This window comes from Amycolatopsis ponsaeliensis, assembly GCF_030182635.1.
In the GTDB taxonomy this organism is placed as follows: domain Bacteria; phylum Actinomycetota; class Actinomycetes; order Mycobacteriales; family Pseudonocardiaceae; genus Amycolatopsis; species Amycolatopsis ponsaeliensis.
The window spans coordinates 335,520-360,881 of sequence record NZ_JAPZLD010000002.1; the positions used below are offsets into that span (position 1 = coordinate 335,520).

34 protein-coding genes are annotated in these 25,362 nt (G+C 70.7%); 17 read left to right on the forward strand and 17 right to left on the reverse strand.

The features are described 5' to 3' along the window. The first annotated feature begins 18 nt into the window (after positions 1-18). Both katG and QQ657_RS04490 read left to right on the forward strand, forming a co-directional pair. Complete coding sequence (gene katG / locus QQ657_RS04485) at positions 19-2,250, forward strand: catalase/peroxidase HPI (protein WP_284740752.1); 2,232 nt, start codon at positions 19-21, stop codon at positions 2,248-2,250. Between the two features lie 142 nt (positions 2,251-2,392). Then, entirely contained in the window at positions 2,393-3,202 is an 810-nt protein-coding gene (locus QQ657_RS04490; RefSeq protein ID WP_284740753.1) for an SCO4651 family lipoprotein, read from the forward strand. Positions 3,203-3,205: 3 nt separating this feature from the next. On the opposite strand, the gene QQ657_RS04495 is transcribed toward QQ657_RS04490, so the two are convergent. Beyond that, positions 3,206-3,787 carry a TetR/AcrR family transcriptional regulator gene (locus tag QQ657_RS04495; protein ID WP_284740754.1) on the reverse strand — a complete coding sequence of 194 codons (582 nt, stop codon included), beginning with the start codon at positions 3,785-3,787 and terminating at the stop codon, positions 3,206-3,208. Positions 3,788-3,871: 84 nt separating this feature from the next. Here QQ657_RS04495 and QQ657_RS04500 point away from each other — a divergent pair, with 84 nt between their 5' ends. Then, the gene (locus QQ657_RS04500) at positions 3,872-4,789 is read left to right on the forward strand and encodes an aldo/keto reductase (protein ID WP_284740755.1); all 918 of its coding nucleotides are present in this window, start codon (positions 3,872-3,874) and stop codon (positions 4,787-4,789) included. Here QQ657_RS04500 and QQ657_RS04505 read toward each other — a convergent pair. Then, positions 4,786-5,616 (reverse strand): SDR family NAD(P)-dependent oxidoreductase, encoded by an 831-nt coding sequence (locus QQ657_RS04505; protein ID WP_284740756.1) that lies wholly within the window; start codon positions 5,614-5,616, stop codon positions 4,786-4,788. The genes QQ657_RS04500 and QQ657_RS04505 overlap by 4 nt on opposite strands. A gap of 71 nt (positions 5,617-5,687) precedes the next feature. Here QQ657_RS04505 and QQ657_RS04510 point away from each other — a divergent pair, with 71 nt between their 5' ends. Continuing rightward, on the forward strand, positions 5,688-6,614 hold the full coding sequence (locus QQ657_RS04510) for a LysR family transcriptional regulator (protein ID WP_284740757.1): 927 nt from the start codon (positions 5,688-5,690) through the stop codon (positions 6,612-6,614). A 328-nt stretch (positions 6,615-6,942) separates the two neighbouring features. Then, a complete protein-coding gene (locus tag QQ657_RS04515) occupies positions 6,943-7,152 on the forward strand; it encodes a hypothetical protein (RefSeq protein ID WP_284740758.1) in 210 nt (69 codons plus the stop codon). Between the two features lie 121 nt (positions 7,153-7,273). Here QQ657_RS04515 and QQ657_RS04520 read toward each other — a convergent pair whose 3' ends face one another. After that, entirely contained in the window at positions 7,274-7,831 is a 558-nt protein-coding gene (locus QQ657_RS04520; RefSeq protein ID WP_284740759.1) for an ImmA/IrrE family metallo-endopeptidase, read from the reverse strand. A gap of 4 nt (positions 7,832-7,835) precedes the next feature. Beyond that, on the reverse strand, positions 7,836-8,240 hold the full coding sequence (locus QQ657_RS04525; protein ID WP_284740760.1) for a helix-turn-helix domain-containing protein: 405 nt from the start codon (positions 8,238-8,240) through the stop codon (positions 7,836-7,838). Positions 8,241-8,336: 96 nt separating this feature from the next. On the opposite strand from QQ657_RS04525, the gene QQ657_RS04530 reads away from it, so the two are divergent. Together QQ657_RS04530 and QQ657_RS04535 are read left to right on the forward strand one after the other, a co-directional pair. After that, positions 8,337-8,468, forward strand: a complete 132-nt coding sequence (locus tag QQ657_RS04530) for a hypothetical protein (protein ID WP_284740761.1) — start codon at positions 8,337-8,339, stop codon at positions 8,466-8,468. Next, positions 8,465-8,737 carry a hypothetical protein gene (locus tag QQ657_RS04535; protein WP_284740762.1) on the forward strand — a complete coding sequence of 91 codons (273 nt, stop codon included), beginning with the start codon at positions 8,465-8,467 and terminating at the stop codon, positions 8,735-8,737. Before QQ657_RS04530 ends, QQ657_RS04535 begins: the two co-directional genes overlap by 4 nt. A gap of 151 nt (positions 8,738-8,888) precedes the next feature. Here the strand turns inward: QQ657_RS04535 and QQ657_RS04540 are convergent, their stop codons facing one another. Beyond that, positions 8,889-9,689 carry a hypothetical protein gene (locus QQ657_RS04540; protein ID WP_284740763.1) on the reverse strand — a complete coding sequence of 267 codons (801 nt, stop codon included), beginning with the start codon at positions 9,687-9,689 and terminating at the stop codon, positions 8,889-8,891. 62 nt (positions 9,690-9,751) lie between these two features. Between QQ657_RS04540 and QQ657_RS04545 the strand changes: the two genes are divergently transcribed. Beyond that, a complete protein-coding gene (locus tag QQ657_RS04545; protein WP_284740764.1) occupies positions 9,752-10,375 on the forward strand; it encodes a maleylpyruvate isomerase N-terminal domain-containing protein in 624 nt (207 codons plus the stop codon). Here the strand turns inward: QQ657_RS04545 and QQ657_RS04550 are convergent. After that, a complete protein-coding gene (locus QQ657_RS04550) occupies positions 10,360-10,695 on the reverse strand; it encodes a cupin domain-containing protein (RefSeq protein ID WP_284740765.1) in 336 nt (111 codons plus the stop codon). The genes QQ657_RS04545 and QQ657_RS04550 overlap by 16 nt on opposite strands. A 71-nt stretch (positions 10,696-10,766) precedes the next feature. Here QQ657_RS04550 and QQ657_RS04555 point away from each other — a divergent pair, with 71 nt between their 5' ends. Then, on the forward strand, positions 10,767-11,702 hold the full coding sequence (locus QQ657_RS04555) for a GlxA family transcriptional regulator (RefSeq protein WP_284740766.1): 936 nt from the start codon (positions 10,767-10,769) through the stop codon (positions 11,700-11,702). Positions 11,703-11,811: 109 nt separating this feature from the next. Here the strand turns inward: QQ657_RS04555 and QQ657_RS04560 are convergent, their stop codons facing one another. The 4 genes from QQ657_RS04560 to QQ657_RS04575 are packed head-to-tail and all read right to left on the reverse strand — an operon-like array spanning position 11,812 to position 14,928. Continuing rightward, positions 11,812-12,750, reverse strand: coding sequence for an ABC transporter substrate-binding protein (locus tag QQ657_RS04560; protein ID WP_284740767.1), 939 nt, complete (start codon positions 12,748-12,750; stop codon positions 11,812-11,814). A gap of 8 nt (positions 12,751-12,758) precedes the next feature. Then, the gene (locus tag QQ657_RS04565) at positions 12,759-13,526 is read right to left on the reverse strand and encodes an amino acid ABC transporter ATP-binding protein (RefSeq protein ID WP_284740768.1); all 768 of its coding nucleotides are present in this window, start codon (positions 13,524-13,526) and stop codon (positions 12,759-12,761) included. Continuing rightward, entirely contained in the window at positions 13,523-14,446 is a 924-nt protein-coding gene (locus QQ657_RS04570) for an amino acid ABC transporter permease (protein WP_284740769.1), read from the reverse strand. Before QQ657_RS04570 ends, QQ657_RS04565 begins: the two co-directional genes overlap by 4 nt. Beyond that, entirely contained in the window at positions 14,443-14,928 is a 486-nt protein-coding gene (locus QQ657_RS04575; protein WP_284740770.1) for a GNAT family N-acetyltransferase, read from the reverse strand. Before QQ657_RS04575 ends, QQ657_RS04570 begins: the two co-directional genes overlap by 4 nt. Before the next feature lie 212 nt (positions 14,929-15,140). Here QQ657_RS04575 and QQ657_RS04580 point away from each other — a divergent pair, with 212 nt between their 5' ends. Genes QQ657_RS04580 through QQ657_RS04590 form a run of 3 tightly spaced genes read left to right on the forward strand, consistent with a single transcriptional unit; the run spans position 15,141 to position 16,851 of the window. After that, positions 15,141-15,629, forward strand: coding sequence for a beta-class carbonic anhydrase (locus tag QQ657_RS04580; RefSeq protein WP_284740771.1), 489 nt, complete (start codon positions 15,141-15,143; stop codon positions 15,627-15,629). A gap of 2 nt (positions 15,630-15,631) precedes the next feature. Next, complete coding sequence (locus QQ657_RS04585; RefSeq protein WP_284740772.1) at positions 15,632-15,763, forward strand: hypothetical protein; 132 nt, start codon at positions 15,632-15,634, stop codon at positions 15,761-15,763. Continuing rightward, on the forward strand, positions 15,760-16,851 hold the full coding sequence (locus tag QQ657_RS04590; protein WP_284740773.1) for a YeiH family protein: 1,092 nt from the start codon (positions 15,760-15,762) through the stop codon (positions 16,849-16,851). Before QQ657_RS04585 ends, QQ657_RS04590 begins: the two co-directional genes overlap by 4 nt. Here QQ657_RS04590 and QQ657_RS04595 read toward each other — a convergent pair. Genes QQ657_RS04595 through QQ657_RS04605 form a run of 3 tightly spaced genes read right to left on the reverse strand, consistent with a single transcriptional unit; the run spans position 16,838 to position 18,563 of the window. After that, positions 16,838-18,070 carry an MFS transporter gene (locus QQ657_RS04595; RefSeq protein ID WP_284740774.1) on the reverse strand — a complete coding sequence of 411 codons (1,233 nt, stop codon included), beginning with the start codon at positions 18,068-18,070 and terminating at the stop codon, positions 16,838-16,840. The genes QQ657_RS04590 and QQ657_RS04595 overlap by 14 nt on opposite strands. Further along, a complete protein-coding gene (locus QQ657_RS04600) occupies positions 18,067-18,408 on the reverse strand; it encodes a VOC family protein (protein ID WP_284740775.1) in 342 nt (113 codons plus the stop codon). Before QQ657_RS04600 ends, QQ657_RS04595 begins: the two co-directional genes overlap by 4 nt. Next, positions 18,408-18,563 (reverse strand): CopG family transcriptional regulator, encoded by a 156-nt coding sequence (locus tag QQ657_RS04605; protein ID WP_284740776.1) that lies wholly within the window; start codon positions 18,561-18,563, stop codon positions 18,408-18,410. The genes QQ657_RS04600 and QQ657_RS04605 overlap by 1 nt, the downstream gene beginning before the upstream one ends. A 252-nt stretch (positions 18,564-18,815) precedes the next feature. Between QQ657_RS04605 and QQ657_RS04610 the strand changes: the two genes are divergently transcribed. Further along, the gene (locus tag QQ657_RS04610) at positions 18,816-19,115 is read left to right on the forward strand and encodes a hypothetical protein (RefSeq protein WP_284740777.1); all 300 of its coding nucleotides are present in this window, start codon (positions 18,816-18,818) and stop codon (positions 19,113-19,115) included. Between the two features lie 47 nt (positions 19,116-19,162). Here the strand turns inward: QQ657_RS04610 and QQ657_RS04615 are convergent, their stop codons facing one another. Then, entirely contained in the window at positions 19,163-19,858 is a 696-nt protein-coding gene (locus QQ657_RS04615; RefSeq protein WP_284740778.1) for a TetR/AcrR family transcriptional regulator, read from the reverse strand. A 131-nt stretch (positions 19,859-19,989) separates the two neighbouring features. On the opposite strand from QQ657_RS04615, the gene QQ657_RS04620 reads away from it, so the two are divergent. Beyond that, positions 19,990-20,898, forward strand: coding sequence for an SDR family NAD(P)-dependent oxidoreductase (locus tag QQ657_RS04620; protein WP_284740779.1), 909 nt, complete (start codon positions 19,990-19,992; stop codon positions 20,896-20,898). Here the strand turns inward: QQ657_RS04620 and QQ657_RS04625 are convergent. Then, a complete protein-coding gene (locus QQ657_RS04625) occupies positions 20,879-21,478 on the reverse strand; it encodes a TetR/AcrR family transcriptional regulator (RefSeq protein ID WP_284740780.1) in 600 nt (199 codons plus the stop codon). The two genes, QQ657_RS04620 and QQ657_RS04625, sit on opposite strands and share 20 nt — an antisense overlap. A gap of 70 nt (positions 21,479-21,548) precedes the next feature. Here QQ657_RS04625 and QQ657_RS04630 point away from each other — a divergent pair, with 70 nt between their 5' ends. After that, positions 21,549-21,866 carry an antibiotic biosynthesis monooxygenase family protein gene (locus QQ657_RS04630; protein ID WP_284740781.1) on the forward strand — a complete coding sequence of 106 codons (318 nt, stop codon included), beginning with the start codon at positions 21,549-21,551 and terminating at the stop codon, positions 21,864-21,866. On the opposite strand, the gene QQ657_RS04635 is transcribed toward QQ657_RS04630, so the two are convergent. Together QQ657_RS04635 and QQ657_RS04640 are read right to left on the reverse strand one after the other, a co-directional pair. Beyond that, entirely contained in the window at positions 21,863-22,465 is a 603-nt protein-coding gene (locus QQ657_RS04635) for a response regulator transcription factor (RefSeq protein WP_284740782.1), read from the reverse strand. The two genes, QQ657_RS04630 and QQ657_RS04635, sit on opposite strands and share 4 nt — an antisense overlap. Beyond that, a complete protein-coding gene (locus tag QQ657_RS04640; protein WP_284740783.1) occupies positions 22,462-23,604 on the reverse strand; it encodes a sensor histidine kinase in 1,143 nt (380 codons plus the stop codon). Before QQ657_RS04640 ends, QQ657_RS04635 begins: the two co-directional genes overlap by 4 nt. 107 nt (positions 23,605-23,711) lie before the next feature. Between QQ657_RS04640 and QQ657_RS04645 the strand changes: the two genes are divergently transcribed. Both QQ657_RS04645 and QQ657_RS04650 read left to right on the forward strand, forming a co-directional pair. Continuing rightward, positions 23,712-24,596 (forward strand): ABC transporter ATP-binding protein, encoded by an 885-nt coding sequence (locus tag QQ657_RS04645; RefSeq protein WP_284740784.1) that lies wholly within the window; start codon positions 23,712-23,714, stop codon positions 24,594-24,596. 16 nt (positions 24,597-24,612) lie between these two features. Then, entirely contained in the window at positions 24,613-25,332 is a 720-nt protein-coding gene (locus QQ657_RS04650; protein WP_284740785.1) for an ABC transporter permease, read from the forward strand. Positions 25,333-25,362 lie beyond the last annotated feature (30 nt).

Below are 25,362 nucleotides of genomic sequence, written 5' to 3' on the forward strand. Positions count from 1 at the left end.
CGCCTCGGAAGGAAGTAGATGAGCAACACCCAGGACAACGCCGGCTGCCCGGTCGCACACGGCTCCGTGACCGCGCACGGCAGTGAGAGCGAGAACCCGGCGATCGACGCCCCGTCCGCCAAGACGGGCGGCCGTCCGCGCACCAACCAGGACTGGTGGCCCAACCAGCTCGACCTGACGGTGCTGCACGCGCACTCGGCGAAGAGCAACCCGCTGGGCGAGAAGTTCGCCTACGCCAAGGAGTTCGCGAAGCTCGACGTCGAGGCCCTCAAGCAGGACATCACCGAGGTGCTCACCACCTCGCAGGACTGGTGGCCGGCGGACTTCGGCCACTACGGCGGCCTGATGATCCGGATGAGCTGGCACGCCGCGGGCACCTACCGCATCCACGACGGCCGCGGCGGCGCCGGTGACGGCGGTCAGCGCTTCGCGCCGCTGAACAGCTGGCCGGACAACGCCAACCTCGACAAGGCGCGCCGCCTGCTGTGGCCGGTCAAGCAGAAGTACGGCCAGAAGATCTCGTGGGCCGACCTGCTGGTGCTGGCCGGCAATGTCGCGCTGGAGTCGATGGGCTTCGAGACCTTCGGCTTCGGCTTCGGCCGCGTCGACGCCTGGGAGCCCGAGGAGATCTTCTGGGGCCCCGAAGAGAACTGGCTGGGCGAAGACCGCTACGCGACCGACACCGAGATGGTGCCCGACCTCGGCGCGACCGAGATGGGCCTCATCTACGTCAACCCCGAGGGCCCCCGCGGCAGCGCGGACTTCGAGGCGGCGGCCCACTTCATCCGGGAGACCTTCGCCCGGATGGCGATGAACGACGAGGAGACCGTCGCCCTCATCGCCGGCGGCCACACCTTCGGCAAGACCCACGGCGCCGGTGTCGCCGACGACCACGTCGGCCCGGAGCCCGAGGGCGAGCGGCTCGAGACGCAGGGTCTCGGCTGGCTGAGCAACCTCGGCAGCGGCAAGGGCGCGGACGCGATCACCAGTGGCCTCGAGGTGACGTGGACGGACAAGCCGACCGAGTGGAGCAACCGCTTCTTCGAGATCCTGTTCGGCTACGAGTGGGAGCTCACGACGAGCCCGGGCGGCGGCAAGCAGTACGTCGCCAAGGACGCGCCGGAGATCATCCCGGACGCGTACGACCCGAACAAGAAGCACAAGCCGACGATGCTCACGACGGACCTGTCGCTGCGCTTCGACCCGGTCTACGGCCCGATCTCGCGCCGGTTCCTGGAGAACCCGGACGAGTTCGCGCTGGCGTTCGCCAAGGCGTGGTACAAGCTGCTGCACCGCGACATGGGCCCGGTCAGCCGGTTCCTGGGCCCGTGGGTCGCCGAGCCGCAGCTGTGGCAGGACCCGGTGCCGGCCGTCGAGGGTGACCTCGTGGGCGACGCCGACATCGCGGCGCTGAAGGCGAAGGTCCTCGAGTCCGGTCTCACGACGGCGCAGCTGGCCGGCACGGCGTGGGCGTCGGCCTCGACCTTCCGCTCCACCGACAAGCGCGGCGGCGCGAACGGTGCCCGCATCCGCCTCGAGCCGCAGCGCGGCTGGGAAGTCAACCAGCCCGAGCAGCTCGCGACGGTCCTGTCGACCCTGGAGGGCATCCAGCGCGAGTTCAACGAGGCGGGCGGCGCGCAGATTTCGCTGGCCGACCTGATCGTGCTGGCGGGCTCGGCGGCCGTCGAGAAGGCGGCGCGCGACGCCGGCGTCGAGACGACCGTGCCGTTCCACCCGGGCCGCACGGACGCGACCCAGGAGCAGACGGACACGGACTCGTTCAAGGTGCTCGAGCCCCGCGCCGACGGCTTCCGCAACTACCTGCGAGCGGGCGAGAAGCGCCAGCCGGAGGAGCTCCTGGTCGACCGCGCGTACATGCTCGGTCTTTCGGCCCCGGAGATGACGGTCCTGGTCGGCGGGCTGCGCGCGCTGGGCACGGGCGCGTCTTCGCACGGCGTGTTCACCGACCGCCCGGGCGTGCTCTCGAACGACTTCTTCGCCAACCTGCTTTCGCCGGGGACGCGCTGGAAGGCTTCGGAGTCCGAGGAGAACGTGTACGAGATCCTGGACGCGAGCACGGACAAGCTGAAGTGGACGGCCTCGGCGGTCGACCTGGTGTTCGGGTCGAACTCCCAGTTGCGGGCACTGGCCGAGGTGTACGCAAGTGACGACGCGCGCGAGAAGTTCGTGGCGGACTTCGTCGCGGCTTGGACGAAGGTCATGGAGCTGGACCGGTTCGATCTGGTTTGAGATTGATTCGCTGACGGGCCCGGCCGATCTTGCTGATCGGCCGGGCCCGTTCGTTTCGTCAGGACCGATCTCTTCGGGTCATGCCCGGAATGTGACCTTCTCCCGATACCGTCCCCGCGGAACGTGACGCCGAGGGGGTTCCATGCGGAAGACCGGTCTGCTCGTCGCCGGGGCGGTTTTGGCGCTCGCCGCCTGCGATCCCGGGCCCGGCAGCGCGCCGCCGCCTGCTTCGCCCACCGCGCTTGCCGCGCCGGCCGGTGACGTCGCGCAGCTGGTGGCCGCCGTGCGGAGCGGGATCGCGCAGGCGCCGTCCGTCGGCTTCACCATGGATGCCGTCTTCGGTGCGGATCCCCAGAACGTCACCGGATCGCTGCGGTTCGACGGCGACGCCACCGCGCTGAAGATGGTTGTCGACGGCAGTGAAACCCGGGTGCTCGGCCGGAAGACCTTCACCCGTACTCCGGTGGAAGCGGTTCCCGGCAAACCGTGGGTCGGGACCGATGCCGACAGCGCCGATCCCGTGGCCCGGGCCATGGGCGCGGGCGTCCCGGCGATTCTCAAGCTGCCCGACCTCGGCCTGGCCCTGACGGAACTCGAACGCACCGGCCGGATCGTGTCGGCCGGCCAGACCCGGCTCGGGACCGTCGCCGTCAACCACTACCGGCTCGAATTCGATGCCGCGAAAGCCCCGGAACTGTTCCCGGAATACGCCGAGCCGCCGTTGGACGGCAAGCCGGCCAAGCCGGTGACCGCCAAGCTGCCCGCCGAACTGTGGCTCGACGCGACTCAACGGCCTGTGCGGTTCGCCGTCGAGCTGCCGGGCCTCGGCCCGGGCACCGGGCTCAAGGGCACGACCGCCTACCACGGGTGGGGCGAGCCGGTGGACATCCAGCCGCCGCCCGCCGACCAAGTCGTCGACGCCGCCGAACTGCTCAAGAAGCTGGGCCGCTGACACCTACCGGCCGGCAGGGCCCCGCACGGCTTCGACGATCAAGTCGAGCATCCGCCCGATCCGCTCCGCGTCCTGACCGCCCGAAGTGGACAGGAACACGCCGAGCACCATCAGGGTGACGTCCTCGGGATCGACGCCGGCGCGCAGCGTGCCCGCGCGCGCCCCCGCGTCGAGGATCGCTCCGATCGCCTCGGTGATGCGGCGCCGGGTCGTGGGGGTCGCGATCCGGCCCGATGCCAGGCTCGCGCGCAGACTGTCGGCCATTCCGCGCTTGGTCTCCACGAACTTCGCGTAGCGGTCCATCCACCCGCGAAGGGCGGCCTCGGGCGGGAGTTCGGCGAGCAACGCCGGGGCACTCGCGGTGACGTCGTCGAGCTCGGCCGCGTAGACGGCTTCGACCAGCGCCTCACGGGTCGGGAAGTGGCGGTACAGCGTGCCGATGCCGACTCCGGCCTCGCGGGCGACGGCTTCGAGCGCGACGGTTCCGTCGGCGGCCGCGAAGGCCGCCCGCGCGACCGCGACCAGTTTCTCGCGGTTGCGGCGCGCGTCGGACCGAGCCGGCCGCTCGGGTTCGGGCGGAGACAAAACGGAGGCACCTCCGGTTGTGCTACTGTCGGCTTAACGGAGGTTCCTCCGCTTCACCATCATCGCACGAGGACGGGACTACGCATGCCTTCCACCGAAACTGCCCCGCGACCGGGTGGCGCCGGCGCGCTCGCCGGCCGGACCGTCGCCCGCGTCGGGTACGGGGCGATGCAGCTCGAACGCCTCCACGACGACCGCACCGCCGCCGTCGCACTGCTGCGCCGAGCCTTCAACCTCGGCGTCGACCACGTCGACACCGCCCAGTTCTACGGCAACGGCTTCGTCAACGACGTCATCCGCGAGGCCGTCCGGCCCGGCGACGACGTCGTGGTCGTCAGCAAGGTCGGCGCCGATCCCGACCCCGGCGGCCCGATCCCGCTTCGCCTGGCGCAACGGCCCGAAGAGCTGCGGGCCAGCGTCGAGGACAACCTGCGGGCCCTCGGTCTCGACCGGATCCCGCTGGTCAACCTGCGCCGTGCCGACCGGCGGCCCGGCGTGGTGGCCGAGGGCGACCAGCTCGTCGACCTCGACGACCAGCTCGCGGTGATGACCGCCCTGCGCGACGAGGGCAAGATCGGCGCGATCGGCCTCAGCAGCGTCACCCTCGACATCCTGCGCCGCGCCCTCCCGGCCGGCATCGCGTGCGTCCAGAACGCCTACAGCCTCGTCAGCCGCGACGACGAGGACATGCTCGCCCTCTGCCTCGAGCACGACATCGCCTGGGTGCCGTTCTTCCCGCTCGGCGGTGCTTTCCCCGGGCTGCCGAAGGTGACCGACGAGCCCGCGGTGCAGGCGGCCGCCCGCGAACTCGGCCGCACGCCGGCGCAGATCGGGCTGGCGTGGCTGCTGCACCACGCCCCGAACGTCCACCTCATCCCCGGCACCGCGAGCGCGGATCACCTGGAGGGCAACATCTCCGCCGGTCACCTCGTGCTCGACGGCGAGACGCTGGCCGCTCTGGACGCCGTCCTGTCCCGCTCGATGGACGCCACGCTCGGCTAGCGCCAGGGCAGCACGGCGCCGTGGCGGACCAGTTCGCCGTACTGGGCGGGGTCGACGGGCCGGACCACGAGGTCCAGCACGGCATCCGCCGCTTGCGCCGGGCTCGGCGCGTCGCTGACGTCCCACCACAGCGCGGACGTCGGCGTGTTCATCATCCCGGGGCAGACGGCGGCGAGCAGGATGCCGCGCGCCAGGTCGTCGTCACGGCGTTGGGCGGCGAGCGTGCGCACCGCCGCGACCTGGCCGATCTTGGACGGGATGTTGACGAAGCCCGGCCAGTCGCCGGCGCGGGCGCTACCGTCCTCGACGGCGTCGCGCCAGGCGGCGACCTGCTTGTCCACTTCGTCCAATGAGGACAGTCCGTCGAAGCGGCCGTGCAGCGCGGGCGCGAGGTGGTTCAGCGTCCCGAACGAACTGGCCACGACGAGGAACCGGCCCCCGTCGCGCAGCAGCGGCGCGAAAGCGCGCAGCAGCCGGGTGGTGCCGAAGTTGTTGACCTCGGCGTAGGCGCGGACGATCGTGCGTGGGTCGTCGTCGGGCCCGACGCGCATGACGGCGTTGCCGAGCACGACGTCGACACCGCCGTGCCGCTCGGCCAGCTTCGCGGCGAGGCGGCCGGCCGCACCGGGCTCGGCGACGTCGAGGACTTCACCGCGGACCTCGGCGCCGCCGGCCGGCATGGCTTCGACGGCCTCGGCGACCCGCCCGGCGTCGCGGCCGGTCAGGTAGACGATGTCCTCGGTGGACAGTCGCGCCGCGAGCCCTTCGACCAGGGCGAGGCCCAAGCCCTGGGTGGCTCCGGTGACGAGAGCGATCTTCGGGGTCATGCCTTTCACGCTAGGTCCGCTTCGGGCATGCGAAAAGCGAAAGAACCGCAGACCTGGTATGCGTAGAAGTCATGACCTTCGCCGACGCCTCCCTGACCGCGCTGCGGGTGTTCCGCGAGGTGGCCGAGCGGGGCACGCTCACTGCCGCGGCCACCGCGCTCGGCTACACGCAGTCCGCGGTCTCCCGGCAGATCGCGTCGCTGGAGCGCGCGGCGGGAACGCCGTTGCTGGAGCGGCGCCACGACGGGGTGCGGCTCACGTCGGCCGGGCGGATCGTGGTGCGCCGCGCCGCCGGCGTGCTCGACCAGCTCGACGCCACCGCGCGCGAACTGGCCGGGCTGCCCGGCGAGCAGGGCACGGTCCGGCTCGGCTGGTTCCCCACCGCCGGAGCCGACCTGCTGCCCCGCGCGCTCGCCACCCTGCGGCGCACGCACCCGGCGATCACCGTGCTCAGCCGCGAAGGCGGCACGCCCGCCCTGGTCCGCGCGCTGCGCGCCGGCACGCTGGATCTCGCGCTGGTCGCCTCGGCGCCGCCGTTCCGCCCGCCGGACACGGAGACTCCGGCGCTGGCCCTGCAGACGCTTGCCGAGCGCAGCCTGCGGGTGGCCGTGCCGGCGAGCCACCCGCTCGCGCGCCGGGAGTACGTCGACGTCGCCGATCTGCGCGGGCAACGCTGGATCGCGGGCTCGGGCGACGACCGCGTGATGGGCGTGTGGCCCGGTGTGGACGAGCGGCCCGAGATCGCCCACACCGCCCGCGACTGGCTGGCGAAGCTGCACCTCGTCGCGGCCGGCTGCGGCATCACGACGGTGCCCGGTTCACTCGGCGCCGTGGTGCCGGCCGGGGTGCGGGTGCTGGCGGTTCGCGGCGGTCCCGGGGAGCAACGGCGGGTGCTGCTCGCCCACCTCCCGCGACCGCTGTCCGACGCCGCGGCCCGCGTTGCCGCGGCGCTGCGGGAGGCCGCCCTCGAAACCGAACCCCCGCAGCCGCCGTCGTGAGTGGGAAACAGTGTTCTAGCGGACTCTCATTTACCGACCTACTCGGCGGCCGTGACACCAAGCAGGACGGTCAGCCGACACAGTCGGTACTGGCGGTCAGCCAGTCCAGGTTCGCGGCGTTTATCACGGGCCTGCGCGGCTAGGCCGCGCGAAGCGAGGGTGTGGCATGTCCAGGGTGGCCAGGCCGTACATGGCGGGCGCGGCGTGTGAGGTGGTTGGTGAGCTCCTGCTCGGCGAGTGGCTGATCTTCGATCACCAGTAGGGCCGCGCCGGTCCTGATCCCGCACTGTGGTAGGAGATCGTGCGGGAAACCTGTAATCAGGAGAACGTGCCGGTCGCGCTCATCACTATCCCCCGCCACGACCTCGCCGTGGTGGTCAACCTGGCCAAGCAACCCTCATTCGAGCAAGTCCGCGACTTGATCGACGCCATGTTGCACCTCCGCTTCACCAGCGAGCCGATCCCATCTGAGATGGTCGTGAAGACGGGTTCGGAGAAACCGCTGGCAGCGGATCGGACGCGGCATCGGCACCGCTGAATGTGCTGACAGGCCTGCTGACCCTAGCCATTCTCTGGGGCCAGCAGGCCTCTCCCGCTCGCGTACGTGCGTGAAGCAGGAAAGCGCCGAGATCACCGCAAAGCGCGGGATGCCATTGGCTTTAGCCGGCTAGCAGTCGCCGAGCACCGGTTACATTCACTCGCCAGCGCACCATGTCCACGCTGCAACCGTAGTCCTCGGCTGCCTGCTCAAATGGCCGCCCCTGTTTTGCAATCCACCATGCAGCTTTACTCGGGACCAGAAGCGCGCCAGCCAAGAAGTTCGCCTCGTCTTCAGCGTCCGGGTTCCAGTTTCGGCAACCGCGACCGTCGAGCACGGGAGCTGCCGGATGCAACAGCAAGCCGTGAGATAACTCGTGGGTGATGTTGCTTGCCTGCCGCCCCGGCGGGTGGGCTTCGTTGTGCACAACAACCCGTTCAGTTCCTCGGAAAACAGTCACAGCCGAGAAGCTGGAGGCTTCAGGCCCGTGCAAAACGCGGATTGCGCTGACTATCTCTGATCCTTGGTTTTGCAAGGATGTCAAGGGGCGCACGGATATCGAGAGATGTTCGGCAAGCCGATACGGATCGAGGCGTGGGTAAGCGGTGAGGCCAAGCTCTTTTCGCATGGTGAGAGCAAGTCGCTCCGCCTCTGCCTTGAAACCTCGGTAGTACGCCATCGAGTCAGTTCTCTCGCAGGGCTTGATACGTGGCTCGAACGACAGTCTCCATGGCCTCGGCGGCAGCCGGACTGAGATTCGGGTCTGCTCGGAGGTACGTGGAAATCATGGCGATCGGCTCTGCCTCCGTCTTGTTGAGCACTCGCACCACGTAGTCGTCTGCTCGTAGACCGGCCCAGTCGACGAGCGCGGCCAGGCTGTCCACATCCGGACGCTTACCTTGCGCAAGTCGGGTCAGCGTCGACTGGCTCACCTTGGCCTGCTCTGCGACATGCTTCCAAAGTAGACCCCTGGCCTCACGCTCAGCGTTTAGCGCGGCGAAGAACGCAGCAGCGTCGAACGATCCCCGTTCTGACATCCGACTCCCTTCATTTTGACTCGCGACGACCACTTGCGAGTTCGAAATCACCTCTGGTACCGTGCCACTTCGACAGTAGACGTCCGATCGCGATTCTGCAATTGGACTTTGGGTACCCCTGTAGTTACTGACAGTAAGGAGACCTCGATGGCTACCAGTTCGTCGGGAGGCAAGCGTGGCCGGAGCGCAATCACCGGCAAGTTCGTCAAGCAGTCCACCGTCAAGCGGAACCCCAAGACGACGGTCAACGAGAGCGCCAAGAAGGGGAAGAGCAAGTGAACACTCTCTTGGTCGGCTACGACCTCAATCGCCCAGGCCAGAACTACGCGGACTTGATCACCTTCCTCAAGTCGCAGAAGTCCTGGTGTCACCCGCTCGATTCCACGTGGCTCGTCACGACCTCGCAGAACACTGCCCAGTTCAGGGACGAGGTCAAGCGCTTCATCGACTCGAACGACGAGGCGCTGGTGGTGAACGTGGGCGGTGACGCCTGGGCGAGCTTCAACCTGTCGACGACGGTCAACGACTGGCTCAAAGCCCACGTCTGACCGCTAAGGCGAGGACCACGTCGTTGCAGCCGACGTGGTCCTCGTCGTTCGTCAGGATATGGAGCCGTGACGCCGTACGGTCCACGGACCAGGTCACGAGTGGGTCACCAAATAGGTGTCCCCTCTAACCCTGTTTCCCACTCACGACCGGCTACGGGAGACCGACTGTGGTCCGCGGCGTCAATCGCCCCTTCTCCGGGTCCCGCGTGACCTCGCCCGCCGTGATCGCCGAGGTCACCGCCCCGATCGCGTCCTCCGGGCGGTAGATCGTCTCCAGCAACGCGAACCGCTGCAGCTCCGCGACCGTGCTCCGGCCCCGCCGCGCCAGTTCCGCCAGCAACGCCCGCCGCAACGGCAGCAGCTGCGGTGTCAGCGAGATGTCGACCAGGATCCCCTCCGCGTCACGCGGGTCGCGGTAGCGGATGCCCGCGAACTCGTCCACCGCCCACAGCTCGCTCTTGAACGTCGCGAGGTGCTTCTCGTCCGCCGTGACGAACACCAGCACGCGCGCCTCGCCGTCTTCCGCGACCAACTCGATCGCGCACCCCTGCTCCCCCTGGTCCCCCGCCGGCGCGGTGACCACCACCTCGTGTCCCTTGCCGCGGGCCGTCGCCGCGACCAGCGGCCACGCTCCGGGACCGTCCAAATGGGTCAGCACGGGCCCGGCGACCCGGACGTCACGGGGATCATCGGCGACCCGCACCGCGAGACCCGCCGGCACTCCCTCGGGCACGGACGAACCGACGACCACCAGCTCCAGGTGGTGCCCGTCGAGCCGGTCGGAGAACTCGCCGAACACCCGGAGCGCGTCGGCCGCGAAACCGCCGCACTCGACGTACGTGCCGCCGCGCTGGGACCGCAGCGCCTTCGCCGTCCACGCGTCGAGGTACCGCACCAGCACATCCCGTTCGACCGCGGCATGCTGGTCGGGGCGCCGTACGCGCTCGGCCACGCCTCCGGTTGTACCGCAGCAAACCGTTCGGCACCAGAGCCGCCGCCCGATACCCTCGGCCGATGCCGATCACCGCGGCCGACGTCGAGAACACCGTCCGGGCCACCACCGCGACCCTCGCCGACGCGAGCGACGACGGCTGGGACGCCCCGGCCGGCTCGATGGACTGGACGTGCTGGGAGACGGTCGAGCACATCGCCGACAACTTCTTCTTCTACGCGGCCCAGCTCGGTCCGCGGGCCGCCGCGACCGGCCGTTCGGTGCCGTTCGCCTGGGCGCAGCACCGGAAAGGCGGCCCCGGCCTGGTGCTCTTCGCGGACCGCGCCGCGGGGCCCGCCGGCCTGCTGCGGTGTGTGGAAGCGTGCGGCGCCCTCCTGGTCGCCATGGTGCGGACCACCCCACCGGACGTCCGCGCCCACCACGACGACGGCGTCCTGGACACCGCCGGCTTCGCCGCGATGGCCGTCGGCGAAACCCTGGTGCACATGCACGACGTCACCCAGGGGCTCGGTCTCCCCTGGACGCCGGAGGCAGGCCTCTGCCGCCGTCTGCTGGACCGCTTCTTCCCCGGCGCGCCCGCGGACACCGGCCCGTGGGCGACCCTGCTCTGGGCGACCGGGCGCGGCGACCTGCCCGGCCGCCACCGGCAGCAGGACTGGCGGTGGGGCGTTCAGCCCTCCGGGTAGAAGAGGAACAGGGTGCAGCCGGTGGCGCTCGCGGGCACGTGCCACGTGCCGGCCGGGGCGTGCAGGAACGTGCCCGCCGGGTGGTCGCGCGCGCCGTCGTTGAACGTGCCCGTGACGACGTAGACCTCCTCCGGGCCGGGTTCGTGGACGTCCTTGCGCGGCCACGACGTGCCGGCGTCCATCTCCAGGACGTTCGCGTGCGCGCCGGCCGGTCCGGTCCACAGTGGACGCAGCCGGATGCCGGGGAAGAGTTCGCGGACGGGTGCTTCCTTGACTGTGGCCCAGGTGTAGCCGTCCTGCTCGAGGATCTCGGGGTGCATGACCGCCACGGTGCCCGTGCGCGAGGGGCCGGACCAGTGTCCGAGAAGACACCTTGGGGTACTTTCTTGCCATGCATCGCGTGGTGGCCCTGGTGCGGCCGGTGCAGTCGACGTTCGAGCTCGGCTGCGCCGCCGAGGTCTTCGGCACGCCGCGGGCCGGCGTGCCCCGGCACTACGAGTTCGAGGTGTGCGCGGAGACGCCCGGCCCGGTGCCGACGACCGCCGGGTACGCGATGTCCGTCTCGCGCGGGCTGGCGGCGCTGGACTCCGCGGACACCGTGATCATCCCGGGCTGGGCACCGGTCGAGGCGCCGCTGCCCCCGCGCGTCCGCCGCGCGCTGCTGCGGGCCCACACCCGGGGCGCGCGGCTCGTCACCATCTGCTCCGGAGTGTTCGCCCTCGCCCGCACGGGCCTGCTGGACGGCCGGTCCGCGACCACCCACTGGGGCCGCGCCGAGCAGCTGCGGCGCGAGTTCCCGCGGGTGCGCGTGGAGCCGGACGTGCTGTACGTCGACCACGGCGACGTCGCCACGAGTGCCGGGGCCGGCGCGGGGATCGACCTGTGCCTGCACCTCGTCCGGAAGGACCACGGCGCCGCGCACGCCGCCCTGGTCGCGCGGCACATGGTGATGCCGCCGCACCGCGAGGGCGGCCAGGTGCAGTTCGCCCCACCTCCCCCACCGCCGGACGCCCTGGACGGGCTCCTCGGCTGGGCGGGCGACCGGCTCGGGACCGAGTTGTCGGTGACGGAGCTGGCGGCCCACGCCGGCGTTTCGCCTCGCACGCTGGCCCGGCGCTTCGCCGACCAGCTCGGCACGAGCCCCGGCGCGTGGCTGCTGGCCCGCCGGGTGACCGAAGCCCGCGCGCTGCTGGAGGAGACGGATCTGCCGGTGGAGGCGATCGCGGCCCGCGTCGGCCTGACGTCGGCGGTCAACCTGCGGCGCCGCTTCCGCGCGCAGGTGGGGACGACGCCGGGCGCCTACCGGCGGGCGTTCCGGACGCCGTAGCGGAGCCGGCCGCCTCCCGCACCGCCGATCGAGCGGTCGCGGATCACCCGGCGAGCGCAGCTGCCCGGGTTGCCGGGGAAGCGGCGTCCCCACCAACCCGGGCACCGGCTCACTTGCGGGGCAACCCCTGCGGGTTGACCTCCGAAGCCGGCAACGCCTCCGACGCCAGGTTCCAGCGCTTGAGCACCTCGGCGTACCGGCCGTTCTTGATGACCGTGTCCAGCGCCTGCTGCAGTGCCTTCACCAGGCCGTCGTCCTTCTTGGTCATCGCGGCGATGTCGGCCGGGATCGCGCCACCGCCGGAGACCGTGCCCACGATCTTCGTCTTGCCCTCGACCGCCACGTGGTAGGCCGACGTCGGGTTCGGGCCGACGTAGGCGTCGATGCGGCCGGACTGCAGCGCCAGGTAGTAGTCGGAGGTCGCCTGGTAGTACTGGAACTTCACCGGGGCCAGGCCGGCCGTCTTGTTCTGCTGGTCCCAGCGCAGCAGGATCTGCTCCTGGTTGGTCCCCGCGCCGACGCCGACGGTGAGCCCGGCGATGTCCTTCGCCTCCTTCACCGCGGTGGTCTTCTCATTCTTGACCTCGAACGCGATCGTGTCCTTGCGGTAGGTCGCGAAGTCGTACTTGTCCTTGCGCTCCTCGGTCACCGTGATGTTCGAGAACCCGGCGTCGAACTGCCGGTTCTCCACCGACAGGAACAGGTTCTCCCACGACGAGGCCTGCAGGTCGAGCTTCAGGCCGAGCACGTCGGCGACCAGCTGCGCCAGGTCGGGCTCGACGCCGATGACCGTCTTGTCGTCGTCCGCGCGGAACGACAGCGGCGGGGTGCCGTTGCCGGTGGTCCCGACGACGAGCGTGCCGCGCGTCCGGATGTCCGCGGGGACGAGCGCGGCGATCGCGTCGACCTTCTGCGCCCGGACGCGGTTCTGGTTCGCGGTGATGTTGACGCCGCCCGGCTGGTCCGCTGGTGCGTTGGTGGCCGCTTCGGGGCTGCCGCACGCGGCGAGCGCGAACACCGAAGCGAGCAAAAGGGTTCTCAGTCTCATGACTCTCCTCAAAGGACTTTCTCGACGAAGGCCCGGGTCCGGGCGTGACGGGGGTGGTCCAGGACTTCGGCGGGCGGGCCCTGCTCGACGACGCGGCCTTCGTCGAGGAAGACGACGGTGTCGGCGACTTCTCGGGCGAAGCCCAGCTCGTGGGTGACGACGACCATGGTCGTGCCCGCCTTCGCCAGGTCGCGGATGACTTCGAGGACCTCGCCGACCAGCTCGGGGTCCAGGGCCGACGTGGGTTCGTCGAAGAGCAGGACGCCGGGTTCGAGGGCCAGCGCCCGGGCGATCGCGACCCGCTGCTGCTGGCCGCCGGACAGCCGGCGCGGGTATTCGGACGCCTTGTCTTCCAGGCCGACGCGGATCAGCAGCTGGCGCGCCTTGGCCTCGGCTTCGGCGCGCGGCCGGCGTTGCGCGGACACCGGCGCCTCGACGACGTTCTCCAGCACGGTCAGGTGCCCGAACAGGTTGAAGTTCTGGAAGACGAACCCGATCCGGGTGCGCTGCTTGAGGATGTCCCGTTCCTTGAGCTCGTGCAGCCGGTCGCCGGAACGGCGGTAGCCCATCAGCTCGCCGCCGACGCTGATGAAGCCGCGGTCGGCGCGCTCGAGGTGGTTGATCAGCCGCAGCAGCGTCGACTTCCCGGAGCCCGACGGTCCCAGCAGGACGGTCACTTCTCCTTGGCGCACCTGGAGATCGACACCGTCGAGGACGGTGAGCGTGCCGAAGCTCTTGTGGACACCGCGAACGTCCACCATGTACTCCGTGGTCATGCCCGCCTCCAGGCCGCGCGCAGGCGCTGCAGCGGCGTCGGCGGCAGCGTGCGCTGCGTACCGCGGCCGAAGTGGCGCTCGACGTAGAACTGCGCGATCGACAGCACCGTGGTGAGCGCGAGGTACCAGGCGGTGGCGACCAGCAGCAGCGGGATCACCCGGCCGCTGCGCGTGTAGATCACCTGGACCTGGTAGAAGAGCTCCGGCAACGCCATCACGTAGACCTGCGACGTCGCCTTCAGCAGGCCGATGATCTCGTTGGCCGCGGTCGGCACGATCGTGCGCATCGCCTGCGGCAGCACGATCCGGCGGAACTGCCGCGCCGCCGGGATGCCCAGCGCCGCGGCGGCTTCGCGCTGCCCGGCGTCCACCGAAAGGAAGCCGGCGCGGACGATCTCCGCGGCGTAGGCGCCCTGGTGCAGGGCGAGCCCGAGGCCGGCCGCGAGGAACGGCGGGATCAGGCTCATCGTCCCGACCGAGACGAACGACGGCCCGAACGGGACGCCGAAGGAAATCTCGTTGTACAGGATAGCGAGGTTGTACCAGAAGAGCAGCTGGAGAATGAGTGGGACCGACCGGAAGATCCACGTGTAGGTCCAGCTCACCGCACGCAGGAGCGGATTCCGGGAAATGCGCATCAACGCGAGGACCGTGCCCAGCAGGAATCCGGCGACGACGCCGAACAACGTCAGTTCCAGTGTCAGCGCGACGGCTTCCAAGATCGATTTCTGGAAGACGAACCGGCCGAACGTCGGCCAGTCGAACGCTTTGTTGGTCACGAGGGCGTGGCCCGCCATCGCGACGAGGACCGCCACCACGGCGGCGGCCACCCAGGTCAGCGGGTGCCGCGCGGGCACGATCCGCAGCGACTCCTCCGGCGTCGCGGCGGGTGCCGGCCGGGTCCCGAGGTCACTGGTCATCTCGCGCCCACCGGAGCGGGAAGCGCTTTCGAGAACGGCAACCGGGTCGTCGGGACGGTGCCGACGTCGAAGTGCGGCGTATAGCCCGTGGCCAGGTACAGGCCCCGCGCCTCGGGCTGGTTCGGGCCGGTGGTGAGGAAGATCCGGCGGTACCCGCGGTGCGCGGCTTCGGCCTCCAGTTCGGCGACGACCCGGCGGGCGAGCCCCCGGCCGCGGTGCGCGCGGTGGGTCCAGATCCGCTTGAGCTCGGCGGTCTCCTCGTCGTAGCGCTGGAAGGCGCCACCGGCGACCGCGCGGCCGTCCCGCACGAGCAGCAGCAATCCGCCGTCCGGGGCCGCGAACCGCTCCGCGGGGTATTCACGGAGTTCGAAGTGGACGTCGTTGAGGACGCGGTGGTACCGCGTCGAATATTCGCGGGCCAGGTCGGCGAGCAATGGCCGGACCCGCGGATCAGACTGGGCGACCCAGACGGATTCGGGCATGGGGGTACCTGCTCCGGAAAAGAAGGGGAGAAAAGCGCAGGCGCTTTCCGCTGACGTCGTCGACTCTAGGAAGCCGGGCCGAGCGCGGTCAACGAACCGGTGCCGGGTTCCAGATCCTGGACCGCCCCACGTCCCAGTTCCTGGGCACCATTGCTTTCGGGTGCCGGGAGCGGTCCACTCGGCGCATCCGCTTCTCCGCCGGAAGGATCACCATGTCGGTCACCGACGAACTCCTGGCCAACAACGCCGATTACGCCGCCCGGTTCACCGGGCCGCTCCCGCTGCCGCCCGCCAAGCACGTCGCCGTGCTCGCGTGCATGGACGCGCGCATCAACGTCTACGGCGTCCTCGGCCTGAACGAAGGCGAAGCCCACGTGATCCGCAACGCCGGCGGCGTGGTCACCGAGGACGAGATCCGTTCGCTGGCCATCAGCCAGCGGCTGCTCGGCACCGAGGAGATCATCCTCATCCACCACACCGACTGCGGCATGCTCACCTTCACCGACGACGGCTTCAAGAAGTCGATCCAGGAGGACGTCGGCGTCAAGCCCGCCTGGGCCGCCGAAGCGTTCGACGACCTCGACGAAGACGTCCGCCAGTCGATCGCGCGGATCAGGAACAGCCCGTTCGTCCCGAAGAAGGATTCCGTCCGGGGCTTCGTGTTCGACGTCGCCACCGGCAAGCTGAACGAGGTGCTCTGAGCATGGGCGCCGATCCGGAACCGAAGCCGGCGGCGCGGATCAGCGCCGACTGGGCCGCGGTGGCGGTCGCCGCCGTGCTGGTGCTGCTGGCCGCGTTCGGCTTGCTGCCGACGATCACCTTCCTCGTCAAATGAGCACGGACACGACCACCCGAAGCGGTGGACTGACGACGCTCCCGGTTCTGCGCTACGTGCCCGGCCTGCTGCTGCTCGCCGCCGTCGGGATCGTGGGAACGCTGGCGCAGAACGAGGTGCGCGCCCTCGGCAAGGCGACCGGCACCGCGCTGCCCGACCTCGAATACGTGCTGTGGGCGATCATCCTCGGGCTGGTCATCCGCAACACGATCGGCGTCCCGGCGCTGTTCCGGCCGGGCGTGGCGACCTACGAGTTCTGGCTGAAGATCGGCATCGTGCTGCTCGGCGCCCGGTTCGTGCTGGGCGACCTGCTCAAGCTCGGCGGCCTGAGCCTCGGCCTGATCCTCATCGACATGGCCGTGGCCACGACGGTGATCCTGCTGGTGGGCAAGCTCTTCGGGCTCGGCGGGAAGCTGTCGTCGCTGCTGGCGATCGGCACGTCCATCTGCGGGGTCTCGGCGATCATCGCGGGCCGCGGTTCCATCGACGCCGACGACGAGGACTCCGGGTACGCCATCGCCGCGATCCTCGCGCTCGGCGCGGTCGCGCTGTTCACCTTCCCGCTGATCGGGCACGCCCTGAACCTGTCCGACACGCAGTTCGGGCTGTGGGCGGGCCTGGCGGTGGACAACACCGCGGAAACGACGGCGACCGGCGCGGCCTACTCCCCGCACGCCCAGGACGTCGCCGTCGCGGTGAAGAGCACCCGCAACGCGTTGATCGGGCTGGTGGTCCTCGGGTACGCGGCCTACTGGTCGACCCGGGGCGGGAAGTCCGTCGCGAGTGGACCGAAGGAGCGCGCCGCGTTCGTGTGGCGGACGTTCCCGAAGTTCGTGCTCGGCTTCCTCGCCGTGTCGGCGCTGGCCACCGCGCACGTGTTCACCAAGGCCGAGGTGACGAGCCTGGGCAACCTGTCGAAGTGGGCGTTCCTGCTGTGCTTCGCCGGGGTCGGGCTGAACTTCGACCTGCGGCAGATGGCGCGCAGCGGGTTCCGGCCCCTGGTGGTCGCGGCGCTGGGGCTGGTCGTGGTGGCGGCGTGCTCGCTCGGGCTCGTGCTGCTGACGTCCCAGTGGGTCACCTTCGACTGACTGCGGCGGCCGCGGCCAGCGCGACCGCGAACACGGCGTAGGAGGCGAACAGGCCGCCTGCCGAGCTCAGCGCCCCGCCGATCGCGCGGCCCAAGAGCTGGCCGACGCACTCGGCCGTGATCACCGCGGTGGCCAGCTCCGTCGCGGTGAGTCCACTCGAGCCGGCGGTGCTCGCCCGGACGTACAGGGCGGGATAGGCGAGCCCGACGCCGATCCCGGCCACCGTCCAGGCGGCGAGCAGCACCGGGAACGGGCCGCCGACGGCCAAGACGGCCGTGCCGAGGGCCGTCAGGGTCAAGCCGGTGGCGGGAAGGCGCCGCCCGGACAGGCTCGTCACCGCCCAGGCCAGCGGCGCCGCGCTCAAGACGATCGCGGCCTGGCCGAGGCTCACCCCGAACCCCGTCGTCAGCAGCACGGTGATCAGGCTGTCGGCACCGAAGTAGCCGACGGCGAACAGGAGCATCGCGGCGAGGGCGGCGGGCGTCCCGCGGTCCAGCCGGGCCGTTCCCGCCGGCAGGATCGCGACCATCCCAGCCGCGGCGACCAGGGCGCCGGCGACCGCGAGCGGCCACCACCCGTCGCTCAGCACGACCCCCGCCGCCCCCAGGGGCACCAGCAACGTCCGGCCGAGCGGGCGCGGGGCGGCGTCCGCGGGCGGGTCGTCACGGACGGCGCGCACGACCAGCAACCGTCCGAAGAGGACGAAGGGCACCGGCACCAGCAGGGTCCAGCGCCAGCCCACGAGGTGTTCGAGGCCCAGCGTCGCGGCCGGGCCGACCAGCGCGGGCAGGATCCACATCGCCGACGACGCCGCGACCACCCGCAGGCGCAGGCGTTCGTCGAGGTGCCGGATCGCGGAGCTGACGCCGAACACCGCGAGCAGGCCACTGGCGAGCCCGGTGGAAAGCTGGCCCAGGGCGAACATCCCCGCGCCCGAGGCGGTGGCGGCGAGGACGAGCCCGCCGACGTAGGCGAGCATCCCGGCGGCGAGGGTGCCGCGCGTGCCCAGCCGGCCGAGCACCCGGCCCGCCAGCGGAAGCGCGACGAACAATCCCAGGGTCGAGCCGGCGATCAGCAGCCCGAGCCGGTCCCCCGCGTCCAGATCCCGGGCGACGACCGGCAGCAGCGTGGAGGCGACGAAGCTGGTGACGGCCGCCGAGAATTCGAGCGCGACGACGCCCCCGGCGAGGAACCGCGATTCCTTCACCGGCAGGGTCATGTGTAGAGCTCGCGGTCGTAGGCGTTGATCTGCACCCACACGCCATCGGGGTCCGGGACGCGCAGCGAGCGCCCGAAGCCCTCGTCGATGACGGGACCGGGCTCGTACCCGGCTTCACGCAGCCGCTGCGCGACGTCTTCCAGGAGTTCGTCGGTCTCGAAGGCCAGCTCGCACCGTCCGACGCCGGCTCCCCGGTGGACAGCGAGCGTGCCGCCGTCGGCGGGCAGTTCCACCCACCCACCGGGCCGCGACACCGACCCGACACTCAGGCCGAGTGCGGCGTAGAACCGCGTCAGGGCCTCGACGTCCGAGCTGTAGCGGATCGGCAGCACGCGCATCACGGGCGTTCCTCGTTCTGTCGCAGGTGGTCCTCGAGCACGCGCTCGACGTAGGCCGAAAGCGACTCGTCGGCATCAACGGAGGCGTGCTTCACCCGCCGGATGAGCTCGGCCGGCAGGTAGACGCTGAACTGCCGCTTGGCGTCGGGGGGCATGCCCGCATGCTAGCAAATGAGCTTGCCTGCATGACCGCTTATTTCATCACTGTGTGTAACGCCCCCCTGGGTCGACGCGACCTACATCCGCCCGACGATTCGATTTGAGAAAGGCTTGCCGTGACCAGTTCGACCCGACCGACTTCAGTGCGCCTCCGTGCGTACTCCGGGCCGCTGCTACTGGCCGCGCTCGTTCTCTGTACGGGATGCAGCACCGCGATCGAGGGGCGCGCGATCGCGAACCATCACCCCGTGATCCCCAGTCAGCACGTCTACAACTTGCAAGACTTCGCGGGCCTGCACCGCGATGCCGCATCGGTCGCCGCCCAACTGCTGGCCTACGGATATGCGGACGTTCGCTACGCCAACAACAGCTCGAGAGTCCCTTCCACGCCGGGATGCACACCCCACACCGAAGTGGGCGTGTACGGGGTGGACTCGGACGGTGTCGTCTGGCTGGAAACGTTCGCCGATGAGGACGCGATCGCCAGGATGCTGCTTTCGATGACGCCTGACGAGATCACCGAGCGCAACGAACGGTGCGCGCGCTGATTACCTGACATGGAGTCCTGGTCTCGATCACCGGCACGCCGTGCCGCCTAAGCGGTCGATCCCTCGACCGCACCGGCACCGTTGCGCTGCGTCGCTCCCGCGATCAGCAACGCCAAGCCGCTCTGCAGGGCCGGGGCCAGGTCGAGATGCAGCGCCGCCAACGCCGGGTCGGCCTCGTACGCCGCCAAGGCGCTCGGTGACGGCCGGCAGTGCGTCCACAGCCCGCCGGTCAGGATCATCGCGAACAGGCATACCGTCGCTGCCTCTTCGCCGACCTCCGGGACGTAGTGGCGGACCAGCTCGGCCATCGTGTCCAGCCCGGCCAGGGCGGACCGCTTGAACCGCACGACGACGTCCACCGACACGTTGTGTTCCAGGACACCCGCCTGCGCGCCGATGAGGTCGCACAACACGGTGCGTCGCGCCAATGAGTGGGCGACGACCGCCGCGAACCGCTCGCCCCGCTCCGCTGCCGACCCGGCCGCGTCGACCCCCGCGGCCAGTTCGCCCGCCAGCTCGGCCAGCCAGTCGCGCAGGGCGCGGTCGAGCAGTTCGAGCAGCACCGCCTCCCGGGATTCGAAGTAGCGCAACACATTCGACTTCGCGAGGCCGACCCGCCGGCTGAGCTCGTTGAGGCTCACGTCGGCCACCGGCATCTCGTCGAGCATCGCCAGCGCCGTGTCGAGGATCGTGCGGCGCCGCTCCTCCCGCTGCTCCGCGCTGCGGGCTCGCTGGAACGTCATGCCACCCAGCGTAACGCCCGGCGCGGGAAATTGAAGACCAGCAGTCTCTTGACAACAGACCGTCGGTTCCTTAGCGTCGTCCACATAACAGACCGCCGGTCCGAAAAGGGCCGCGACGAAGGGGAACCGCCATGGGCGAGAACTGGACCGAACGCGACGTCCCGAGCCAGAAGGGGCGCGTCGCCGTCATCACCGGGGCCAACACCGGACTCGGGTTCGACACCGCGAAGGTGCTGGCCGAGCGCGGCGCGACCGTGGTGCTGGCCGTCCGCGACGTCGAAAAGGGCAAGCAGGCCGCCGCCCGGCTCGGCGCGAACGCCGACGTCACCGTGCAGGAACTGGACCTGGGTTCACTGGACTCCGTCCGCGCCGCCGCGGCCGACCTGCACGGGACGCTGCCGAAGATCGACCTGCTGATCAACAACGCGGGCGTCATGTACCCGCCGAAGCAGACCACGCGGGAGGGGTTCGAGCTGCAGTTCGGCACGAACCACCTCGGGCACTTCGCGTTCACCGGCCTGCTGCTGGACCTGCTGCTGCCGGTCGCGGACTCCCGGGTGGTGACGGTCGCGAGCATCGCCCACCGCATCCGCGCCTCGATCCACTTCGACGACCTGCAGTGGGAGAACTCCTACGACCGCGTCGCGGCGTACGGCCAGGCCAAGCTCGCGAACCTGATGTTCGCCTACGAACTGCAGCGCCGCCTCGCCCCGCACGGCACGACGACGTCGATCGCCGCCCACCCCGGCGTGGCCCGCACGGAGCTGATGCGCAACTCCCCCGCGATCGCCCGCGCGCTCTTCCCGCTGGTCGCCCCGCTGTTCACCCAGAGCTCGGAGCGCGGCGCCCTCCCGACCCTCCGGGCGGCGACCGACCCCGCGGCCCTCGGCGGCCAGTACTACGGCCCGGCCGGCCCGGGTGGATACCGCGGCCGCCCGCAGGTGGTGACGTCCACTCCGCAGTCCTACGACGTGGGGATCCAGCAGCGCCTGTGGACGGTTTCGGAGGAGCTCACCGCGGTCAAGTTCCCGGTCGGCTGACGGCGAAGCCGTCCAGCAGCAGGTCGGCGACCTGGGTGCCGAGCACGTCCGGATCGGCGTGCAGGCTGCGCGCGAACCTGCTGACGACGTGCAGCGTGCCGGTGATGGCCTGCGGGAGCAGCTCGGGCGGGAGATCGGTGCGGAGCACCCCCTCGCGCCGGCCCCGCTCGACGAGGGCGAAGACGGCCTGGTGCATGCGGCGAGCGGGTGGGGGCGGGACCGGACGGCGGGGGTCGCCCGGCTTCGGTTGCCAGTCGGTCGTGACCGCGAGGACGGGGTAGCGCCCGATGATGGCGGCCATCTCGACGATCAGCGCCCGCAGCGCGGCGACCGGGTCCGCGCCGGCGGTGGCGTCGATGACCGCGGTGGCCTCCGCGGCGGCGGCGTCGTGGATGGCGCGGCGAAGGGCGTCGCGGTTGCGGTAGCGGCGGTAGACGGTCATGCGCACGAGCCCGGCCTCGTCGGCGATGCGCTGGATGGTCGCGCGCGGATCGTCCGCGAGCACCCGGGCCGCCGTGCGCAGGATCAGTTCGTCGTTGCGCCGCGCGTCGCTGCGCGGCCCGCGAGTCCGGCCGTCCACGCGTTAAGTGTTACACATGCGTCCCTTTTAGCTGGCTAGCCTCCGGGAACGGACTTCAAGGAGGCACCCCGTGCTCATCGTTCCTTCGGCCGACCGGCCGGACGTCTTCGCCGTCAACGTCTTCCGGGTGCGCCCGGAGCACCAGCGGCCACTGGTCGAGTGCATCCGGGACGCCGGCGATCCGGCCGGCATCGCGGGACTGCTGTCGATGCACCTGCTGTGCAGCGAGGACGGCACGCAGGTCACCAACTTCATGCATTGGGCCGGCAAGGACGCGCTCGACGCCGCCACCGCGCGGAACCCCGTGATCAAGGCGACCAGGACCGCGATCCGCCGGTTCGTCGAAGGGCCCGAGCCGTACCAGGTCGTCGACGTGAAGCGCCGCTAGAGCCAGTCGTGCTCGCGGGCGTAGCGGGCCGCTTCGTGGCGGGTGCGGGTCTGGGTCTTCTGCATCGCGTTGGACAGGTAGTTCCGCACCGTCCCCTCCGCCAGGTGCAACTGCCCCGCGATGTCGGCCACCGAAAAGCCTTCCCGCGTCGCGCGCAGGACGTCGAGCTCGCGGTCGGTCAGCGGGCAGTCGTCGACCACCGCGAGCGCCGAGACGTCCGGGTCGATCCAGCGCTTGCCCGCGTGCAGCGTCCGGATCACCGACGTGATGTGCGCCGGTTCCGCCGACTTGCTGACGAACCCCTGCACGCCCAGCTTCAGCGCCTTCCGGAGCACGCCGGGGCGGGCGTGCCGGGTCAGCATCAGGATCACCTGCTCCGGCCTCGCACGCCGGATCTCCGCGACGGCGCCGAGACCGTCCACCGTGGGCATCTCGAGGTCGATCACGAGCACGTCCGGACGGTGCCGCAGCGTCGCCGCCACCGCCTCTTCGCCGTCTTCGGCCTCGGCGAGCACGGTGATCTCCCCCTCGAGCGGCAGCAGGGCGGCCAGTGCCTTGCGCAGCAGGGCTTCGTCGTCGGCGAGCACCACGGTGGTCATCGGCCGTCCTCCCGGGTCTTCGCGGGGAAGGCCGCCGCCGTCAGGAACCGGCCGTCCGTCCGCGACACTTCCAGCTCGCCGCCGTTCTCCACCAGGCGGTGGCGCAACGCCGCGAGCCCGCTGAGCTCGGGCGGGCCGTCCTCGGCCGCGCCGTCGTTGACGATGGCGATCCCGCGCCGCGAAAGGGTGATCCGCACCTGCCGCGCCTGGGCGTGGCGCAGGATGTTGGTCGTCGTCTCGCGCAGGACCTGGCCGAGCAGCTCACCCGCGCGAGCGTCCACTTCGGACTCCCGCTCGACGCGCACGTGGATTCCCGCGGCCTCGAACAGGTTCTTCGCGTTCTCCAGCTCGGCGGAGAGGTTGAGCCGCCGCTGGGCGTGGGCGAGCTCCTTGGTCTGCACGATCGTGTCGCCGACCAGGCTGCGCACCTCCCCCAGCTCCGCGCGCGCCCGGTCGACGTCGGTGTCCAGCAGCTTCTCGGCAAGCGCGACCTTCAGCTTCACCACGTGCAGCGTGTGGCCCTGGATGTCGTGCAGGTCGCCGGCGAAGCGCACGCGCTCCCGGATCACGGCCAGCTCGGCCTCCCGCTCGCGCGACTGCTCGAGCTCCGCGATCAGGTCGAAGAACTTCTGGCTGACGAACATGAACGCGGTCGAGACCAGCACGGCGACCGCGGGAACGACGACGTACTGCACCAGCCGCGCCCCGACGCGGTCGTCGTGCACCAGCAGGTTCGCCGCTCCCAGGACAGCCACCAGCATCCCGAGCCCGAAGAGGGCCGCGAGCCGGTGGTGCCGCAGCGGCGGGATGAGGAACGACCCCACGAGCGACAAGCCGTAGAACGCGGCGGTGTCGTCGGTCAGCGCCCCGGCCAGCCAGACGACCGCGGTGACGACCAGGCTCGGCCGCGCGACGCGGAGGTAGTCGCCCGCGGTCCAGCGCTCGGCCGTCGCCAGTGCCGCGATCAGCCCCACCACCTGGATGACGACGTGCCACCAGGTCCGGGCGGTGAACACCAGCAGCAGCACGCCGACGAACGCGAGCGGCGGGACCGTCGTGATCAGGTTGAGCCGGCGCAGCCGCTCCTGGACCGCCCCGCCGGTCCAGGAGCTCCTGCGCGCGATCATCGGCACCTCCATGAACCGAGCGTATCGGGCCTGGCGGGCACCACCAGTGACACTGCGTCATATGTCGGGGTGACGTCAGCACACTGCCGCGCGGGCGCCGATCCCGCTGGAATCGGAGCATGTCCACGACACCCGTCATCGACGTCGACCGCCTGAACCTCACCTACGGCGACTTCGCCGCCGTCAAAGACCTTTCGTTCCAAGTGGAACGCGGGGAGCTGTACGCCCTGCTCGGCACGAACGGCGCCGGGAAGACCTCGACGCTGGAAGCCGTCGAAGGCCACCGCGCGCCGACCTCCGGCGCCGTCCGGGTGTTCGGGCAGGACCCCCGCGACCGCGCCGCGGTCCGGCCGCGGATGGGAATCATGTTGCAGGAGAGCGGGTTCTCCCCGGACTTGACCGTGCGAGAGAGCGTCGGGCTGATCGGGCGGCTCACCGAGCGCACCGACGACGTCGGGCGGGTGCTCGGTATGGTCGGCCTGACCCGCAAGGCCACGACGAAGGTCGGCCAGCTCTCCGGCGGCGAGAAGCGGCGGCTCGACTTCGCCACCGCCGTGTACGGCACCCCCGAGCTGGTCTTCCTCGACGAGCCCACCACCGGTCTGGACATCCAGTCGCGCGACGCGCTCTGGGACGCCGTCGACCGGCTGCGCGAGGACGGCTCGACCGTCGTCCTGACCACCCATTACCTCGAAGAAGCCCAGCAGCGCGCCGACCGCATCGGGCTGATGCACCAGGGCGCGTTCCACCGCGAGGGGACCGTCGCCGAGCTGACGCGGACCCTGCCGGCCACCATCCACTTCGGTCTCGCGCCGCACACGCCGGCGCCGCCGCTGCTCGCCGCGCGCGGGGCGGACGGCAAGTTCCTCGTCGAGACCTTCGAGCTGCAGAAGGACCTCCACACGCTGCTCGGCTGGGCGCAGGACCACGCCGTGGAGCTGCGCGACCTCCAGGCCGGGCCCACGCGGCTCGACGACGTCTTCCGCGCCATCGACCACTCCTGAGAAAAGGACCTCCGCCATGCTCACGATCGCTCGCGGCGAGCTGATCCAGATCTTCCGCAACCGGCTCGTGCTGGTCACCGCGCTGGTGCTGCCGGCCGCGCTCAGCGCGTTCTTCATCGCCAAGCACGACGTCTTCACCGAAATCGGCAGCCTCGGCTACATCGCCACGCTGGCGCTGTTCTTCGTGGCCGGCATCGGGCTCTACACCACGACGGTGACCACGCTCGCCTCCCGCCGCCAGAACCTGTTCCTCAAGCGCCTGCGCTCCACCGCGGCGGGCGACGCCGGCATCCTCGGCGGGCTGCTGCTGCCGATCACCGTGCTCTCGGTGCTCCAGATCGCCGTCATCCTGGGCGCGCTGGCCATGGTCGCCGGGACGCCGGCGAACCCGGTGCTGCTGGTCGCGGCCGTGGTGTCCGTCGTGGCCATGATGCTCGCGCTCGGCCTGGCCACGGCGGGCCTGACGAACTCGCCCGAACACGCGCAGGTCACCACGCTGCCGGTCAGCCTCGGCGTGATCGCCGTGTCCGGCTGGGTCGGGGTCACCGGCACCGGCGACCTCACGCTGCTCAAGCGCCTGCTGCCGGGCGGTTCGGCGACCGAACTGGTGCTCGACGCCTGGAACGGCGGCCGTCCGCTCACCGACTCACTGGTCCTCTTCGGACCCACCTTGGCCTGGGTCGTCGTCGCGGTCGCGCTGGCCGCGCGGCTCTTCCGCTGGGAACCGCGCCGCTGACCGCGGCGCGAAACGAGAGAGGGAAATCCG